Origin of the sequence: Pseudomonas sp. PDM28, assembly GCF_019219115.1 — a bacterium.
Taxonomy (GTDB): Bacteria; Pseudomonadota; Gammaproteobacteria; order Pseudomonadales; family Pseudomonadaceae; genus Aquipseudomonas; species Aquipseudomonas laurylsulfatiphila.
This window is the reverse complement of the sequence record NZ_JAHUWG010000004.1, coordinates 1-20383: the sequence shown is the minus strand read 5'-3', so window position 1 is coordinate 20383 and position 20383 is coordinate 1. Positions and strand designations below refer to the sequence as shown.

The 20383-nt window shown below is 61.1% G+C and carries 5 protein-coding genes and 1 rRNA gene; 3 read left to right on the top strand and 3 right to left on the bottom strand.

The window, feature by feature from the left end:
* The first annotated feature begins 321 nt into the window (after window positions 1-321).
* A complete protein-coding gene (locus tag KW841_RS09515; RefSeq protein WP_218475505.1) occupies window positions 322-15864 on the top strand; it encodes a retention module-containing protein in 15543 nt (5180 codons plus the stop codon).
* A gap of 146 nt (window positions 15865-16010) precedes the next feature.
* Window positions 16011-16349: a hypothetical protein gene (locus KW841_RS09510; protein ID WP_015092944.1), complete on the top strand. Its 339-nt coding sequence runs from the start codon at window positions 16011-16013 to the stop codon at window positions 16347-16349.
* Window positions 16350-16393: 44 nt separating this feature from the next.
* Here the strand turns inward: KW841_RS09510 and lapD are convergent, their stop codons facing one another.
* Complete coding sequence (gene lapD / locus KW841_RS09505) at window positions 16394-18340, bottom strand: cyclic di-GMP receptor LapD (RefSeq protein ID WP_218475502.1); 1947 nt, start codon at window positions 18338-18340, stop codon at window positions 16394-16396.
* A gap of 14 nt (window positions 18341-18354) precedes the next feature.
* Window positions 18355-19047: a cysteine protease LapG gene (gene lapG / locus KW841_RS09500; RefSeq protein WP_116583418.1), complete on the bottom strand. Its 693-nt coding sequence runs from the start codon at window positions 19045-19047 to the stop codon at window positions 18355-18357.
* A 197-nt stretch (window positions 19048-19244) separates the two neighbouring features.
* On the opposite strand from lapG, the gene KW841_RS09495 reads away from it, so the two are divergent.
* The gene (locus tag KW841_RS09495) at window positions 19245-19955 is read left to right on the top strand and encodes a GntR family transcriptional regulator (RefSeq protein ID WP_218475500.1); all 711 of its coding nucleotides are present in this window, start codon (window positions 19245-19247) and stop codon (window positions 19953-19955) included.
* A 125-nt stretch (window positions 19956-20080) separates the two neighbouring features.
* Here the strand turns inward: KW841_RS09495 and rrf are convergent.
* Window positions 20081-20196 (bottom strand): 5S ribosomal RNA (rrf, locus tag KW841_RS09490).
* Between the last annotated feature and the right edge of the window lie 187 nt (window positions 20197-20383).

The window sequence follows — 20383 nt, the reverse complement described above, 5'->3', positions numbered from 1 at the left end:
GGCTGAAAAGCGCGCGGTGTCGGAAGATGGCAAGCGGAGTGACCGTATGTCGGAAAGCTCAAAAGCGGAACTGGATCACATACCGAAGACAGGGTCACAGCTCAAATATCAATGTGACATTACTGGGACGATTGTTTAGGATGGCTCCAAGAAGGTCAATAGTTTGGCATAAAGTTAATAGCGAAAAAATATAGCCAAAATATTGACGAATTGCAGCGTCAAACTTGTGCATCTATTTTGCAATGAACGTCCAGTCTGGTCGGCGTAGGCGCCATCAGGTCTATGGAAGTCAACTGAACGTGACACCCCGGAGAGTCTTCAATGAGCAGTGTTGTTGCCATCGTCAAAAGCATTGTCGGTCAAGTTTTCGTGGTGTCCCCAGAGGGCATCCGCCGCGTTCTCGTTGAAGGCGACAAACTGTTCGCCGGGGACCAGATCGACACTGGCCTTTCCGGTGCCGTGTCCCTGGAACTGGCCGATGGCCGCACACTCGACCTGGGCCGCGAAACCCAGTGGAGCGCTGACGCGCCGGACTCCAGTGCTGACCTGGCAGCCGCCACCGCACAAGCCGCGCCGTCCGTTGAAGAGCTGCAACAGGCCATTGCCGCCGGTGCCGACCCGACCAAAGACCTTGAAGCCACCGCCGCGGGCCCGACTGCCGCAGGTTCGGGTGGTGCCGCCGGGGGCGGTCACAGCTTCGTCATGCTCGACGCCACGGCTGGCCGCGTCGACCCGACCATTGGCTTCCCAACCACCGGTCCTGAGTCCACGGCTACTCCCACTACGCTCGATACTGGCAACCAGAACACCACGACCCTCACGACCTTCAACGCTCCGAGTGTACTGACCGCGGATACGGGCACTCTGGCCGAAGACAGCGTCGCAACGGGCAACGTACTGAACAACGATAGCGATGCCGAGACGCCGCTCAGCGTCACCAGCTTCACCATCGCCGGCGTGACCGGCAGTTTCATCGCAGGCCAGACAGCGACCATCGTCGGCGTTGGTACGTTGACCATTGGCGCCAACGGCAACTACACCTTTACTCCGGACGCCAACTACAACGGTGCCGTACCGCAAGTCACGTACACCACCAACACTGGCTCGAGCAGCACGCTGGACCTCACCGTGACAGCGGTCGATGATCCGAGCGTTTTGACTGCTGACACCCAAACCATTGCTGAAGACACCACCGCGATCGGCAATGTGCTGAGCAACGACAGCGACATCGATAACGCCCTGAGCGTGGTCACCTTCACCATCGACGGATTTCCTGGCACCTTCACCGCGGGCCAGACGGCGACCATCGCCAACGTCGGCACCCTGGTGATCGGGGCCGACGGCGCTTACACCTTCACACCGGCCGAGAATTACAACGGCACGGTGCCGACCGTGAGCTACACCGTTACCGACGGTTCCACCTCGACGCTGAACATCGGTGTTACGCCGGTTGATGACAGCTTTATCGATGCCAGCGAAAGCGTGACAACCGCTGAAGATGCCCCGGTGACCGGCAGTGTGTTGACGGGCACCTCGAGCGTCGACGGCCCGGTCAGCGTGGTCAATTTCACCATTGACGGCGCTCCTGGCACTTTCAACGCCGGCCAGACGGCGACCATCGCCAACGTCGGCACCCTGGTGATCGGGGCCAATGGCGCTTACACCTTTACTCCTGCCGAGAATTACAACGGCAGCGTGCCGACGGTGAGCTACACCGTCGCCGACGGCTCCGGCAGCAATGTCACCTCGTCTTTGAACATCATCGTGACCCCGGTCGACGACAGCTTCACTGACCTCAGCGAAAACGTGACCACCACTGAAGATGCCCCGGTGACCGGCAGCGTACTCACCGGCACTTCGAGCGTCGACGGCCCGGTCAGCGTGGTCACTTTCACCATTGGTGATACCACCTACGTCGCCGGCCAGACCGCGACCATCGCCAATGTCGGCACTCTGGTGATCGGGGCCAACGGCGCTTATACCTTTACCCCGGATGCCAACTACAACGGCAGCGTGCCAACCGTGAGCTACACCGTCACCGATGGCTCCGGCAGCAATGTCACCTCGACCCTGACCATCGACGTCACCCCGGTCGACGACAGCTTCACCGACCTCAGCGAAACGGTCGCCACTCAAGAAGACACCGCCGTGACTAGCAGCGTCCTCACCGGCACTTCGAGCGTCGATGGTCCGGTCAGCGTGCTTAACTTCACCATCGGTGAAACCACCTACGCCGCCGGCAGCACCGCGACCATCGCCAACGTCGGCACATTGGTGATCGGGGCCAACGGCACCTACACCTTCACCCCGGCCGATAACTACAACGGCGCGGTGCCGACCGTCAGCTACACCGTCACTGACGGGTCCGGCAGCAATGTCACCTCGACCTTGAACATCAACGTCACGCCGGTCGATGACAGCTTCACCGACCTCAGCGAAAGTGTGACCACCACTGAAGATGCCCCGGTGACCGGCAGTGTGCTCACCGGTACGAGCAGCGTCGACGGTCCAGTCAGCGTGGTCAACTTCACCATCGGTGAAACCACCTACGCCGCTGGCAGCACCGCGACCATCGCCAATGTCGGCACTCTGGTCATCGGGGCTAACGGCGCTTACACCTTCACCCCGGACGCCAACTACAACGGCAACGTGCCGACTGTCAGCTACACCGTCACCGACGGTTCCGGCACGGACGTCACTTCGACCCTGACCATCGACGTCACGCCGGTCGACGACAGCTTCACCGACCTCAGCGAAACGGTCTCCACTCAAGAAGACACCGCCGTGACTGGCAGCGTCCTCACCGGCACAAGCAGCGTCGATGGCCCGGTCAGCGTGGTCAACTTCACCATCGACGGTGTGACGGGTACTTTCAACGCCGGCCAGACTGCGACCATCGCCAACGTCGGCACCCTGGTGATCGCGGCTAACGGCGCTTACACCTTCACCCCGGACGCCAACTACAACGGCAACGTGCCGACTGTCAGCTACACCGTCACCGACGGTTCGGGCACGGACGTCACTTCGACCCTGACCATCGACGTCACGACGGTCGACGACAGCTTCACCGACCTCAGCGAAACGGTCTCCACTCAAGAAGACACCGCCGTGACTGGCAGCGTCCTCACCGGCACTTCGAGCGTCGATGGTCCGGTCAGCGTGCTTAACTTCACCATCGGTGAAACCACCTACGCCGCCGGCAGCACCGCGACCATCGCCAACGTCGGCACATTGGTGATCGGGGCCAATGGCGCTTACACCTTTACCCCGGACGCCAACTACAACGGCAGCGTGCCAACCGTCAGCTACACCGTCACCGACGGTTCCGGCAGCAATGTCACCTCGACCTTGAACATCAACGTCACGCCGGTCGACGACAGCTTCACCGACCTCAGCGAAAGCGTGACCACCACTGAAGATGCCCCGGTGACCGGCAGCGTCCTTACTGGCACCTCGAGCGTCGACGGCCCGGTCAGCGTGGTGAACTTCACCATCGACGGTGTTACTGGCACTTTCAACGCCGGCCAGACCGCGACCATCGCCAATGTCGGCACCCTGGTGATCGGGGCCAACGGCGCCTACACCTTCACCCCAGCCGAGAATTACAACGGCACAGTGCCGACCGTGAGCTACACCGTCACCGACGGTTCCGGCAGCAATGTCACCTCGACCCTGAACATCGACGTCACCCCGGTCGACGACAGCTTCACCGACCTCAGCGAAAGTGTGACCACCACTGAAGATGCCCCGGTGACCGGCAGCGTCCTCACCGGTACTTCGAGTGTCGACGGTCCGGTCAGCGTGGTGAACTTCACCATCGAAGGCGTTCCTGGCACTTTCAACGCGGGCCAGACCGCAACCATCGCCAACGTTGGCACCCTGGTCATCGGCACCAACGGCGCCTACACCTTCACCCCGGACGCCAACTACAACGGCAGCGTGCCGACTGTGAGCTACACCGTCACCGACGGTTCCGGCACGGACGTCACTTCGACCCTGGTCATCAACGTGACGCCGGTCGATGACAGCTTCACCGACCTCAACGAAAGCGTGACCACCGCTGAAGATGCCCCGGTAACCGGCAGTGTGTTGACGGGCACTTCGAGCGTCGACGGCCCGGTCAGCGTGGTGAATTTCACCATCGACGGCGTTCCTGGCACTTTCAACGCGGGTCAGACCGCAACCATCGCCAATGTCGGCACCCTGGTCATCGGTGCTAATGGGGCTTACACCTTCACCCCGGCCGCCAACTACAACGGCACGGTGCCGACCGTCAGCTACACCGTCACCGACGGTTCGGGAACCAACGACACTTCGACCTTGAACATCGACGTCACCCCGGTCGACGACAGCTTTTCCGACCTCAGCGAAACGGTCTCCACCCAGGAAGACACCGCCGTGACCGGCAGTGTGTTGACGGGTACCTCGAGTGTCGACGGCCCGGTCAGCGTGGTGAACTTCACCATCGACGGTGTTACTGGCACTTTCAACGCCGGCCAGACCGCGACCATCGCCAATGTCGGCACCCTGGTGATCGGGGCCAACGGGGCCTACACCTTCACCCCGGCCGATAACTACAACGGCAGCGTGCCGACCGTGAGCTACACCGTCACCGACGGTTCGGGCACGGACGTCACCTCGACCTTGGCCATCAACGTGACGCCGGTCGATGACAGCTTCACCGATCTCAGCGAAACGGTCTCTACCCAGGAAGACACTGCCGTCAGCGGCAGCGTCCTCACCGGTACGAGCAGCGTCGACGGCCCGGTCAGCGTGGTCAACTTCACCATCGGTGAAACCACCTACGCCGCCGGCAGCACCGCGACCATCGCCAACGTCGGTACCCTGGTGATCGGGGCGAACGGGTCTTACACCTTTACCCCGGCTGCCAATTACAACGGCACAGTGCCGACCGTCAGCTACACCGTCACCGATGGCTCCGGCAGCAATGTCACCTCGACCCTGAACATCGACGTCACCCCGGTCGACGACAGTTTCACCGACCTCAGTGAAACGGTCTCTACCCAGGAAGACACCGCCGTCAGCGGCAGCGTGTTGACGGGTACCTCGAGCGTCGACGGCCCGGTCAGCGTGGTGAACTTCACCATCGAAGGCGTTCCTGGCACTTTCAACGCGGGCCAGACCGCAACCATCGCCAACGTCGGCACCCTGGTGATCGGCGCCAACGGCGCCTACACCTTTACCCCGGACGCCAATTACAACGGCAGCGTGCCGACCGTGAGCTACACCGTCACCGACGGTTCCGGCAGCAATGTCACCTCGACCCTGAACATCGACGTCACCCCGGTTGACGACAGCTTCACCGACCTCAACGAAAGCGTGACCACCGCTGAAGATGCCCCGGTGACCGGTAGCGTCCTCACTGGCACAAGCAGCGTCGACGGCCCGGTCAGCGTGGTGAACTTCACCATTGGTGATACCACCTACGTCGCCGGCCAGACCGCGACCATCGCCAACGTCGGCACCCTGGTGATCGGGGCCAACGGCACCTACACCTTTACTCCGGACGCCAATTACAACGGCAGCGTGCCGACCGTGAGCTACACCGTCACCGACGGTTCCGGCAGCAATGTCACCTCGACCCTGACCATCGACGTCACCCCGGTCGACGACAGCTTCACCGATATCAGCGAAAGCGTGACCACCGCTGAAGACACCGCCGTGAATGGCAGCGTCCTCACCGGCACGAGCAGCGTCGATGGTCCGGTCAGCGTGGTCAACTTCACCATCGGTGAAACCACCTACGCCGCCGGCAGCACCGCGACCATTACCAACGTCGGCACCCTGGTGATCGGAGCCAACGGCGCCTACACCTTTACCCCGGATGCCAACTACAACGGCACAGTACCAACCGTCAGCTACATCGTCACCGACGGCTCCGGCAGCAATGTCACCTCGACCCTGAACATCGACGTGACCCCGGTCGACGACAGCTTCACCGACCTCAGCGAAAGTGTGACCACCACTGAAGATGCCCCGGTGACCGGTAGCGTCCTCACTGGCACAAGCAGCGTCGACGGCCCGGTCAGCGTGGTCAACTTCACCATCGGTGAAACCACCTACGCCGCCGGCAGCACCGCAACCATCGCCAACGTCGGCACCCTGGTGATCGGCGCCAATGGCGCCTACACCTTCACTCCGGACGCCAACTACAACGGCAGCGTGCCAACGGTGAGCTACACCGTCACCGACGGCTCCGGCACGGACGTCACTTCGACCCTGAACATCGGTGTTACACCGGTTGACGACAGCTTCACCGACCTCAGCGAAAACGTGACCACCGCTGAAGACACGGCTGTCACCGGCAACGTCCTCACCGGCACCTCGAGCGTCGACGGCCCGGTCAGCGTTCTTAACTTCACCATCGACGGTGTTACTGGCACCTTCACCGCCGGTCAGACGGCGACCATTGCCAATGTCGGTACCCTGGTGATCGGCGCCAACGGCGCCTACACCTTCACCCCAGCCGAGAATTACAACGGCAGCGTGCCGACCGTCAGCTACACCGTCACCGACGGCTCCGGCACGGACGTCACTTCGACCCTGAACATCGGTGTTACACCGGTTGATGACAGCTTCACCGACCTCAGTGAAAGCGTGACCACCGCTGAAGACACGGCTGTCACTGGCAGCGTGTTGACGGGCACTTCGAGCGTCGACGGTCCGGTCAGCGTGGTCAACTTCACCATCGGTGAAACCACCTACGCCGCCGGCAGCACCGCAACCATCGCCAACGTCGGCACCCTGGTGATCGGGGCGAACGGCGCTTACACCTTTACCCCGGACGCCAACTACAACGGCAGCGTGCCAACGGTGAGCTACACCGTCACCGACGGCTCCGGCAGTAATGTCACCTCGACCCTGGCCATCAGCGTGACCCCGGTCGATGACAGCTTCACCGACCTCAGTGAAAGCGTGACCACCGCTGAAGACACGGCTGTCACTGGCAGCGTGTTGACGGGCACCTCGAGCGTCGACGGCCCGGTCAGCGTGGTGAATTTCGCCATCGACGGCGTTCCTGGCACCTTCACAGCGGGCCAGACCGCGACCATCGCCAACGTCGGCACCCTAGTCATCGGCGCCAACGGCGCCTACACCTTTACTCCGGACGCCAACTACAACGGCGCGGTGCCGACCGTCAGCTACACCGTCACCGACGGCTCCGGCAGCAATGTCACCTCGACCCTGACCATCGACGTCACCCCGGTCGACGACAGCTTCACCGACCTCAGTGAAACGGTCTCTACCCAGGAAGACACCGTCGTCAGCGGCAGTGTGTTGACGGGCACCTCGAGCGTCGACGGTCCGGTCAGCGTGGTGAATTTCGCCATCGAAGGCGTTCCTGGCACTTTCAACGCGGGCCAGACCGCAACCATCGCCAACGTCGGCACCCTGGTGATCGGCGCCAACGGCGCCTACACCTTCACCCCGGATGCCAACTACAACGGCAGCGTGCCGACCGTCAGCTACACCGTCACCGACGGTTCGGGCAGCAACGTCACTTCGACCCTGACCATCGACGTCACCCCGGTCGACGACAGCTTCACCGACCTCAGCGAAAACGTGACCACCGCTGAAGACACCGCCGTGAACGGCAGCGTCCTCAGCGGCACCTCGAGCGTCGACGGTCCAGTCAGCGTGGTGAATTTCGCCATCGACGGCGTTCCTGGCACTTTCACTGCCGGCCAGATGGCAACCATCGCCAACGTCGGCACCCTGGTAATCGGCGCCAACGGTGCTTACACCTTTACCCCGGCTGATAACTACAACGGCAGCGTGCCGACCGTCAGTTACACCGTCACCGACGGTTCCGGCAGCAATGTCACCTCGACCCTGACCATCGACGTCACCCCGGCTGACGACAGCTTCACCGACCTCAGCGAAAGCGTGACCACCACTGAAGACACCGCCGTGACCGGCAGCGTCCTCACCGGCACTTCGAGCGTCGATGGCCCGGTCAGCGTGCTCAATTTCTCCGTCGATGGCGTTCCTGGCACTTTCACCGCCGGTCAGACCGCGACCATCGCCAATGTCGGCACCCTGGTGATCGGGGCGAACGGCGCCTACACCTTCACTCCGGACGCCAACTACAACGGCACAGTGCCGACCGTGAGCTACACCGTCACCGACGGTTCCGGCAGCAATGTCACCTCGACCCTGAATATCAGCGTCACGCCAGTCGATGACAGCTTTACCGACCTCAGCGAAAGCGTGACCACCAGCGAAGACACCGCCATCAGCGGCAGCGTGCTCACCGGCACGAGCAGCGTCGATGGTCCGGTCAGTGTGCTCAACTTCACCATCGAGGGTGTTCCTGGCACTTTCACCGCCGGTCAGACCGCGACCATCGCCAATGTCGGCACCCTGGTGATCGGGGCGAACGGCGCCTACACCTTCACTCCGGACGCCAACTACAACGGCACAGTGCCGACCGTGAGCTACACCGTCACCGACGGTTCCGGCAGCAATGTCACCTCGACCCTGAATATCAGCGTCACGCCAGTCGATGACAGCTTTACCGACCTCAGCGAAAGCGTGACCACCAGCGAAGACACCGCCATCAGCGGCAGCGTGCTCACCGGCACGAGCAGCGTCGATGGTCCGGTCAGTGTGCTCAACTTCACCATCGAGGGCGTTCCTGGCACTTTCACAGCGGGCCAGACCGCGACTATCGCCAACGTCGGCACCCTGGTGATCGGCGCCAACGGCGCCTACACCTTTACGCCGGCCGATAACTACAACGGCACAGTACCGACCGTGAGCTACACCGTCACCGACGGCTCCGGCAGCAATGTCACCTCGACCTTGAACATCAGCGTCACGCCGGTCGACGACAGCTTCACCGACCTCAGCGAAAACGTGACCACCAGCGAAGACACCGCCGTCAGCGGCAGCGTCCTCACCGGCACGAGCAGCGTCGACGGCCCGGTCAGCGTGCTCAACTTCACGGTTGGCGGCACCCAGTACCAGGCCGGTGAAACCGCGACCATCGCCAACGTCGGCACCCTGGTGATCGGCGCCAACGGCACCTATACCTTTACGCCGGCCGATAACTACAACGGCAGCGTGCCGACGGTGAGCTACACCGTCACCGACGGTTCCGGCAGCAATGTCACCTCGACCCTGAACATCGACGTCACCCCGGTCGACGATAGCTTTATCGATGCCAGCGAAAGTGTGACCACCGCTGAAGATACCCCGGTGACCGGCAGTGTGTTGACGGGCACTTCGAGCGTCGACGGCCCGGTCAGCGTGGTGAACTTCACCGTCGGTGAAACCACCTACGCCGCCGGCAGCACCGCGACCATCGCCAATGTCGGCACCCTGGTGATCGGGGCCAACGGGGCCTACACCTTCACCCCAGCCGAGAATTACAACGGCAGCGTGCCGACCGTGAGCTACACCGTCACCGACGGTTCCGGCAGCAATGTCACCTCGACCCTGAACATCGACGTCACCCCGGTCGACGATAGCTTTATCGATGCCAGCGAAAGTGTGACCACCGCTGAAGATGCCCCGGTGACCGGCAGTGTGTTGACGGGCACTTCGAGCGTCGACGGCCCGGTCAGCGTGGTGAACTTCACCGTCGGTGAAACCACCTACGCCGCCGGCAGCACCGCGACCATCGCCAATGTCGGCACCCTGGTGATCGGGGCCAACGGGGCCTACACCTTCACCCCAGCCGAGAATTACAACGGCAGCGTGCCGACCGTGAGCTACACCGTCACCGACGGTTCTGGCAGCAATGTCACCTCGACCTTGAACATCAACGTCACCCCGGTCGACGACAGCTTCACCGACCTCAGTGAAAACGTGACTACCGCTGAAGACACCGCCGTGACCGGCAGCGTGTTGACGGGCACCTCGAGCGTCGACGGCCCGGTCAGCGTGCTCAATTTCGCCATCGACGGCGTGACTGGCACCTTCACTGCCGGCCAGACCGCAACCATCGCCAACGTCGGCACCCTGGTCATCGGGGCCAACGGCGCCTACGCCTTCACCCCGGCCGCCAATTACAACGGCACAGTGCCGACGGTCAGCTACACCGTCACCGACGGCTCCGGCAGCAATGTCACTTCGACCCTGAACATCAACGTCACTCCGGTCGATGACTCGAGCGTTCTGATCGCAGATACCAAGTCGGTCGATGAAGACCACATTGCAACAGGCAACGTGCTTGGCAATGACATCGATGTCGACAACACTCTGAGTGTCGCGACATTCACCATACAAGGCGTTCCCGGCTCCTTTACCGCGGGTCAAGTCGCGACTATCACTGGCGTCGGTACTGTGACTATCGCCACCAACGGCGATTACAGTTTCAGCCCTGCCGCGAACTGGAACGGAACAGTTCCACAGATCGGCTACACCACCAACACCAACGCCACCAGTACGCTGGACATCACGGTCAACCCGGTCAATGACGCTCCGACCGTTAACGCCACCTCGGCCAGGGGTGATGAAGATCATTTGATCGCCGTGCAGCTCGGCGGCAATGACATTGACGGCAGCGTCAACCACTTCACCCTGACCAGCCTGCCGGCCAATGGCAAGTTTTACGCAGACGCCGCCGGGACCATCGAGCTGACCACCAGCAGCGTGATCTCCGCAACGGCCAATGGTGCAACGGTTTACTTCAAGCCCACCGGCGACTGGAGTGGCACCACCAGCTTCAATTACAGCGCGACCGACAACGGGGGCATGCCTTCTGCGGCTTCGGCGACCGGCACCATCGTCGTCGCACCAGTCACCGATACCCCGAGCCTGTCGCTGACCGGTGGCGGTATGGTTGCCTCGACCGACTTCCAGGAAGCCGCTGCGAGTATCGACGTCGATGTCAGCAAGCTCGGCAACGGCGCCTGGCACACTGATAACCACGGGGGCATGGTCGAAATCGGCAAAGCCAGCGTCTACGGTGCCGGCGGCAATAACCAGGTCATCGAACTCGAGCGCAATACCGGTGATGCGAGCAACCTCTACACCACTATCGATGCGAAGGCCGGTACCACGTACAACGTATCGTTCGACTATGCACCGCGTGCCGGCGTTGATAATTCGCTCATCAACGTGTACTGGGGCGGTCAACTCATTGGCACCCTGAACACCTCGACCACGGGCATGCAGCACTACAGCTTCGACATTCCGGTCACTGCCGATGGCAACCATAAACTCGAGTTCCGCGCTGGGGACAGCAACAGCCTGGGCGGCCTGCTGGACAACATCAATGTTACTCAGGTGCTCAACTCGGGCCTTGAAGACAACGCGATCCTGTTGTCCACCATCCAGGCCCACACCAATGACGCCGACGGTTCGGAAACGCTCACCCTCACACTGAACGGCTTGCCGGCGGGTTCCAGCCTCACCGATGGCACCCACACCTTCAATGCTGCCGACGGCTCGACGTCGGTGGACATTACGGGTTGGAACCTGTCCACGCTCAAGCTGACACCGCCGACGAACTTCAATGGCGACATCCCCCTGACCGTAACGGCCACCGCCAAAGACGGCGATGCCCCAAGCGCGAGCACCTCGCTGCCACTGGTGGTGCACGTGGCTGCCGTCGATGACGCCAGCGTGCTGCAGTCGGACCAGATCACCGTCGAAGAGGATCACAACGCGATCGGCAACGTGCTGACTAACGACCACGATGTCGATAATGCCCTGAGCGTCGCAAGCTTCAGCGTGAACGGGGTCAACGGCAGTTTCACGGCGGGCCAGACCGCGACCATCGCGGGTGTCGGTACGCTGATCATTTCCAGCAACGGCGACTACACCTTCAAGCCGGCTGCCGACTGGAATGGCAACGTTCCACAGGTGACATACACCACCAATACTGGCTCGAGCAGTACGCTGAACATCAGCGTTACGCCGGTCAACGACAACTTCACCGACGCCAACGAAACGCTGTCCACCCCGGAAGACACCGCCTTGACCGGCAGCGTCCTCTCTGGCACGAGCAGCGTCGACGGCCCGGTCAGCGTGGTCAACTTCACCATCGGTGATACCACCTACGCCGCGGGCAGCACGGCGACCATCGCCAACGTCGGTACCCTGGTGATCGGTGCCAACGGGGCTTACACCTTCACTCCGACTGCCAACTACAACGGCACGGTGCCAACCGTGAGCTACACCGTCACCGACGGTTCGGGACCTAACGACACCTCGACCCTGAACATCAGCGTAACCCCGGTCAACGACAACTTCACCGACGCCAGCGAAACGGTCTCGACCCTGGAAGACACTGCCCTCAGCGGCAGCGTGCTCACCGGCACGAGCAGCGTTGATGGTCCGGTCAGCGTGGTCAACTTCACCATTGGTTCGACCACTTACACGGCCGGCAGCACAGCGACCATCGCCAATGTCGGTACCCTGATGATTGCGGCGAACGGGGCTTACACCTTTACCCCGGCCGCCAACTACAACGGCACCGTGCCAACCGTTACCTACACCGTCACCGACGGTTTGGGACCTGACGACACTTCGACCCTGAACATCAGCGTCACGCCGGTCGACGACAGCTTCACCGACGCCAACGAAACGCTGTCCACCCCGGAAGACACTACCTTGACCGGCAGCGTCCTCTCCGGCACGAGCAGCGTCGACGGCCCGGTCAGTGTGGTCAACTTCACCATCGACGGCGTGACTGGCACTTTCAACGCCGGCCAGAGCGCGACCATCGCTAACGTCGGTACCCTGGTGATCGGCGCCAATGGCGCTTATACCTTCACTCCGGCCGCCAACTACAACGGCACAGTGCCGACTGTTACCTACACCGTCACCGACGGTTCGGGAACAAACGACACTTCGACCCTGAATATCAGCGTCACGCCGGTCGACGACAGCTTCACCGACGCCAGCGAAACGCTCTCCACCCTGGAAGACACCACCCTCTCCGGCAGCGTCCTCAGTGGCACGAGCAGCGTCGACGGCCCGGTCAGCGTGGTCAACTTCACCATCAACGGTGTTCCTGGAACCTTTACCGCCGGCCAGACCGCGACCATCGCCAACGTCGGCACCCTGGTGATCGCAGCGAACGGTGCTTACACCTTCACCCCGGCCGCCAACTACAACGGCGCTGTGCCGACCGTCACCTACACCGTCACCGACGGTTCGGGATCTAACGACACCTCGACCCTGAACATCAGCGTCACGCCGGTCGACGACAGCTTCACCGATGCCAACGAAACGCTCTCCACCCTGGAAGACACCGCCCTGACCGGCAGCGTCCTCTCCGGCACGAGCAGCGTCGACGGTCCGGTCAGCGTGGTCAACTTCACCATTGGTTCGACCACCTACACGGCCGGCAGCACGGCGTCCATCGCCAATGTCGGTACCCTGGTGATCGCAGCCAGCGGGGCCTACACCTTCACCCCGGCCGCCAATTACAACGGCACGGTGCCAACCGTCACCTACACCGTCACCGACGGTTCGGGCCCCAACGTCACCTCGACCCTGAATATCAGCGTCACGTCGGTCGATGACCCGAGTGTGCTGGCTGCGGACCTCAAAACCACCCTTGAAGACCAGGTCGCCACCGGTAACGTGCTGACCAACGACCGTGATGTGGACAACGCTCTGAGCGTGACCAAGTTCACTATCGGTGGCATCGAGTACAGCGCGGGGGGGACTGCCACCATCGCAAACGTGGGCAGGCTGACAGTCGGTGCCAACGGTGACTACAGCTTTACCCCTGCCGACAATTGGAGTGGCAAGGTTCCGGCTGTGACCTACACCACCAATACCGGTTCAAGCACCACGCTGGACATCAGTGTGACTGCGGTCGCGGATACTCCCATCGTGACTGCCACCACTTCTCAGGTGGCCGAGAACAGCAGCATCGCGTTGGGCTTGAAGGTAACGTCGGTGGACACTGATGGCTCTGAAACCCAGACCATTACCTCGATCGGTGGAATCCCGGCGGGTGCGACCCTGACCGATGGCACGCACACCTTTACCGGCACAACCGGTAACGGCGTCGTCAACCTCAGCGGGTGGGATGTCAGCAAGTTGAGCTACACCCCGGCACCGTACGCCACCGGCACCAACACATTGACCGTTACGGCAGTCTCGACCGAGAGCCAGGGTGATTCGGCCAGCAACACGACGCAGATTCCGATCACGATCAATCCAGCGGTCTATAACCCGCTCACTGCCACCGCCGGTAACGACACAGTCACCGGCACCAGTAGCAATGACATCGTGGTGTCGGATATCGGCGGGCTGACGGTCGCACCAGGTCAGAACTACAATATCGCCTTCATGGTCGACAGCTCGGGCAGTATGGGCGACGCCTCCATGTCGGCGGCGAAGAAGTCTCTGGAGGCGGTGTTTACTTCGCTGATCGCCAGTGCGACTTCGAAAGACGCGAATCCGGGTACTGTGAAAGTGTTCCTCGTGGACTTCGACACGACGGTCAAACAGTCGATTTCGATCGACCTGTCCAGCAAGGATGCCCTGGCGAACTTGAAGTCGGTTCTCGACGGCATGAAATCGGGCGGATACACCAACTACGAGGACGTGTTCAAGACCACTGCCAACTGGTTCTACAGTGCTGATGCGAAGAGCAACCCTAATGCGATCAATCTCACCTACTTCATTACCGACGGTGAGCCAACCGCTTACACCAGCAATGAACAGACCAACCCGGTCGTCGTCAACTTCAAGTCAAGCGGCTCCCCGGACCTGACCCTGGACAGCCTGTTGAAACTGGGTGACTACAGGCCTGGCACTGCTTTCACCACAGTGATCGGCGGTGCGACTCGTACGTTGGTCGATGCCAATGGCGCCGTTTACAAATGGAGTGAGGACAGCAAGGGTAACTGGAGCTCTTCAAAATACAGTGGCCTGACACTCCATGCGCAGGGTGACGGCACTTATGAGCTGTCGGCCAACGATGGCGATGGCTATGTCGACACCACCAGCGCCACCAATGCCGCAGCGGCATTTGCCCTGCTGGCCGCGGCCCACTCCACCGTGCAAGCCATCGGTCTGAACGGCGACGTCAAGGAAAGCGACCTGGCGCCGTACAACACCACCGACGGCAAGCCGCTGGCCAATATCAACCCTTCGGATCTGGCCAACGCGATTCTCGGCCACAGCGAGGCCACGCTACCGGGTCACGACACCGTCAACAGCGGTGATGGCAATGACATCATCTTCGGCGACCTGGTGAGCTTCAATAGCGTCACCGGCGAGGGTTACGCTTCGCTGCAGGCTTTTGTCGGCCTGCAAACCGGGGTCGAGACCAATCTGGTCACACCAAGCAATGTGCACCAGTACATCACCGAGCACTACAACGTGTTCGATGTGTCTGGGGCTCAGGATGGTGCCGATACGCTGCTCGGCGCCGCCGGCAATGACATCATCTTTGGCCAGGGTGGCGACGACAAACTCTACGGCGGCACCGGCAATGACATTCTGCTCGGCGGTACCGGAAACGACTTGCTGGACGGTGGCGACGGCAATGACATTCTCTTGGGCGGCAAGGGCAATGACACCCTGACTGGCGGTTTGGGCGGCGACACCTTCGTCTGGAAAGCGGGCGACACCGGCACCGACGTGATCAAGGACTTCAAGGCCAGCGAAGGCGACCGGATCGACCTGCGCGATCTGTTGCAGGGCGAAACCGGCAGCACCATCGACAACTTCCTGAAGATCACCACGGTCGATGGCGTGTCGTCGCTGCAAGTCAGCTCGACCGGTCAGTTCAACTCTGGCAACGCCGCAGCCGCCACGCCGGATGTGACGATCAAGCTGGAGGGCAACAACTGGTCAAGCGCCAACCTGCACAACCTGATTGCCGGTAGCGACCCGACCATCAAAATCGATCACAACAACAGCTGATGCATGAAAACGGCCGCCCCTTCCGGGGCGGTCGTCACGTTTGTGTCCACTGCCCGGTGACGATTTCGTCGCTGCGCCACATACTGGCGCGCAGTTGACCTATGCTGCTGACAGCATGACGCTGGCTCAATTCTGAGGGATGCTCAATGTTTTACGTGCAACGCGATGCGCAGGGCCTGTTGGTACGCGTGGAACCCGCCGCCTATGCCGAGGCCACGGAAACGCTGCCGGCCGACAATCATGAAATCCAGGCCTGGTTTGCCAATGCGGCGGTGGAGAACAGCCTCAAACAGCTCAAGCAAAGCGACCTGGAAATGATCCGGGTACTTGATGACTTGATTCAGGTGCTGACCCAGAAAGGCGTGATCCGCGTCACCGACCTGCCGACGGCGGCCCAGGCCAAACTCATGGACCGAAACCAGGCCCGTGAAGCCTTGGGTGGCTTGAGCCAATTGATCGATGATGAAGAGACCGGGCTGATCTGACGCCCCCTCCGATCACTCCCGCGCCCTGCGTGGGAGCGATCGAATCAGCGCCAGGGCTTGGGCTCGCCGAACAACTGGCCCTGCACACCGTATAGCCCCATCTCGCGAATCACCGACAACTCGCCTTCCGTCTCGACCCGCTCGGCAATCAGCGGCAGATCAATGCTGTGTGCCGCTCGCTGGATCGCCTCGATGAACAGGCGTTTGTCACTCTCCAGGTCAATCGAGCGAATGTAGCTGCCATCGATCTTGAGGTACGCCAGCCCCAGCCGCGCCAGGTTACCGATCATGCTGAAACGTCCGCCAAAACGTTGCAGGCTCAGTGAGAAGCCGAGTTCGCGCAGGCGCCGGGTCAACTGCTCCAGCACTGCCTGATCAGGCAGTTGCTCTTCGCCAATCTCCAGGGTCAGACGCGGGCCAAGGTTGGAGTGCGCACGCAGTAGCTCGAAGATTTTGTTTTGCGCCTGGGGGTCGCCCAGGGTCGCCGACGACAGATTCAGCGCCAGCGACTCCTCATGTTCGCTCATTTGCGCCAACACCCGTTCGAGCATCAGCCGATCCAGGCGCGCGGTCCAGCCGAAGCGCTCCAGCCATGGCAGAAAACGCCCGGCGGGGATGGTCTGACCGTGCTCGTCGAGCAGTCGCGACAGCACTTTGTAATGCAGTACCAGTTGCGTGTCCTGGGCGGCCACTACCGGCTGGAAATACAGCTCGAAGCGCCGCTGTGTCAGCGCCTGGTCGAGCATCTGATGCCAGGCGTGGTGATCGTCGCCGACACTGGCCGAGAGGCTGTGTTCGAGGCAGGCCCAATTTTGCTCCCCCTGACCTTCGGCCTGGGCCAACGCCTGATCACCGAGGCTGAGCACGGCTTGCGGCGAGTCACCGTGAGCAAAAGGTGCCAGGCCGATAGACGCCACGGCAGCCACATCCGTGGCGCCGGTAGCGTGCAGACTGGCCAGGGCGCTATCGAGATTTTGCGCCAGTTGCAGCGCTTCTTCGCGCACCAGCCCCGGCGCCAGCACGGCAAATTCGCCACCACGGATACGGGTGACCAGGTTCTGGGTTTCCGGGTACTTGGCGCACTCGCGAGTCAGTTGCTCACCGACGGCCTTGAGCACTTCATCGGTGCGCTGGCCGCCGAGACGCTGGTTGAGGCCGGCCAGATCCTTGACCCGCAACAGCAGCAGATAACCGGAGCTGGCCTGCTCCGGGTTGCTCACGCGCGCATTCAGTTGCATCTCGAAATAGCGCCGGTTGGCCAACCCGGTCAACGAATCCTGATAGGACTCGACCCGCAGTTTTTCACTACGCTCGGCCTGTTCCTGGAACAGCGCCTTGAGCTTCTCCACCATCTGGTTCATGGCCTGCACGACCCGGCGAAGCTCGGGAGTGCGCGGCAGTTCGGGCAGACTGAGGAACTCCCGTCGGGCGATGGCGTGGGATTGCTTGACCATGTAATCCAGCGGTCGCAATTGCTGGCGCAGCAACAGCGCGCCGAGCACCGCACTGACGGCACCGCATAGCAGCAACCAGCCCAGACTGCCCAAGGCGCTTTGCCATAACTTGGCCAGCGCGAACATCGGATGGCTGACGACCTCGACCCGGGCAGCCTGCTCCCAGCCGCGGCTGACGATCGCATCACCACCGGCGGGCTCCAGGCCGATGAGTTTGACGAACCAGTCCGGAACGTTGTTGACCGCCGGAATGCCCGTGCGCTCAACCAGGGGCTGATCGGTCTTCAGATCGACCACGCGGATGCTCGCGTAGTAACCGCTGTCGAAGATCGAGCTGACCAGCAACTCGACCATCGCCGGGTCGTCGATATTCGGGGTCAGGGAAAGCGCCAGCGCGGTCGCAGCGTCCTGGGCATGGGAGCGCAACTGGTTGACGTACTGAGTACGCGAGCTCTCCAGACTGACCATGAAACTGCCGGTGAAGGCGACCACCAGGAACAGACAGATAGCAATCAACAGCTGTTTGAACAAAGACATCTGAGCACGTGCTCCTAGTTAGTCGTCTCGACCGGGAATCCTTCGGCCTGCATTTTCTTCAACACATCCTGCCAGCGCGACAGACGCTTGGTATCGCCGACCTTTTTGTTGCCTTTGGCACCCGGCAACCACAATCCTTCTGCGTTGAAAGAGTAGACCGGCAGCAAATCCTTTCGTTGGCTGGCCGGCTTGATTGCATCAATCAGGCTGTCGAGCACCAGTGGCTCAGCCTCCGGACTCGAGTAGTAGGTCAGCACCATGTGCGCGCGGTTCTGGGTCAGTGCCTTGACGTAGGTAATACGCAGCTTTTCACTGGCTACACCGAGGTGACGCAGGCTGAAGTACTTGGCAATAGCGTAGTCTTCACAGTCGCCGGCGCCTTTCCACAGGGCTTCGATCGGGGTTTCCCAGTAATCGACTTCATGCCACAGATCGATGTCTTCAACGTATCGCACCTGTTTGTTGAAGAAGCGATTGACCACATTGAGTTGTTCCGACTCGCCGATCTGCTTCTGACTGGCCAACAAGTATTGCCAATCATTAATGCGTTGCTGGCCCTCTCCCAAAGGTCCGTACAATGCCTGCGCCCGCCGGCTGATCAGGGAAAAGTCCCAATCGGCACTCAAGCTGCCCAGCATCACGCCAGCCAGCAGCAAAGCGCTGCACAGCCAGCGTAAAATCCGGGGGATCGTTAAACATGCCGCCAATGCGAGGCATCCTGGGTAGGCAGGAGAGAATTGTTCGAATGGTGAAGGTTAGTCCGGAAAAAGACAATGGCACGGTGAGATCACTGGTGGCGCGCTAAACTGGAGGAAAGGCATTCGTTCACTTGTTTGACAAGCTGTCAGGCAGTCACTAGTGTCATTTGGATCCAAAAAAACTTTCATTATTCAGGGTGCGTTTAGTGACACAAAAGCCCAACCCTCTGAGCAGTATCAAGGTCAACGGGCCGATTCCCGCACATCTGGCTCGCTCGGTGATCGAAGAAACCCTGCGCGCGGCGATACTTGACGGGCGCATCCCTTGTGGTGCGGCCCTGCGCCAGCAGGACCTCGCCGACCTGTTCGGCGTCAGCCGCATGCCCGTGCGCGAAGCCTTGCGCCAGCTCGAAGCACAGTCGTTGCTCAACGTAGTGGCCCATAAGGGCGCCGTGGTCGCGCCGCTGGTCCAGGGAGACTCCGTGGAAACCTACGCGCTGCGCATTCTGTTGGAGTCCGAGGCCCTGCGTCTCTCGGTGCCATTGCTCCAGGACGAAGATCTGGAGCAGGCAGCCCGCTACATCGACGAACTCGAAACGCAAAGCGACTACAGCGAAATCGGCCGGCTCAACCGCTTGTTCCACATGACGCTTTATTGCCGAGCACCCAATCGCCGGCTGTTGAAACTGGTTGAAGACGGCCTGAATGAGGAAGAGCGGTTCCTGCGTTTCAACCTGGAAGCCATGGGTCTGGGCAAACTGTCCCAGGACGACCACCAGACACTGTTGCGGGCCGCCAAGGACCGGGACGTGGAACGCTCCGTGAAGTTGCTCGAGCATCACCTGAACCGAGCGGTCGAGGTCATTACGCGCTACCTCAACAGCCCTGAAGTCCAGGCCAGAAACACACCGAAGTAACCCCCCAGCGGCAAGTACAAGACGTGAGAAAGCCCGTTGTGGAGAGACTCCACAACGGGCTTTTCAGTACCCCTGAAACGACAAAACCCCTGTCTGCGCTAGCAGACAGGGGTTTTGGAATTCAATCTTGACGATGACCTACTCTCACATGGGGAAACCCCACACTACCATCGGCGATGCATCGTTTCACTTCTGAGTTCGGGATGGGATCAGGTGGTTCCAACGCTCTATGGTCGTCAAGAAATTCTGTGACCAGCCCGTTAGAACATCAACGTGCCGGTGAAAATGGGTGACTTCTACTAAAAACAAAACCCCAACTGCTTTCGCAATTGGGGTTTCGGAATTTAATCTTGACGATGACCTACTCTCACATGGGGAAACCCCACACTACCATCGGCGATGCATCGTTTCACTTCTGAGTTCGGGAT

Excerpts from the sequence above, each read along its gene's own strand:
- KW841_RS09515 (WP_218475505.1), top strand. The coding sequence starts at position 322 with ATGAGCAGTGTTGTTGCCATCGTCAAAAGCATTGTCGGTCAAGTTTTC.
- KW841_RS09510 (WP_015092944.1), top strand. The coding sequence starts at position 16,011 with ATGTTTTACGTGCAACGCGATGCGCAGGGCCTGTTGGTACGCGTGGAA.
- lapD (WP_218475502.1), bottom strand. The coding sequence starts at position 18,340 with ATGTCTTTGTTCAAACAGCTGTTGATTGCTATCTGTCTGTTCCTGGTG.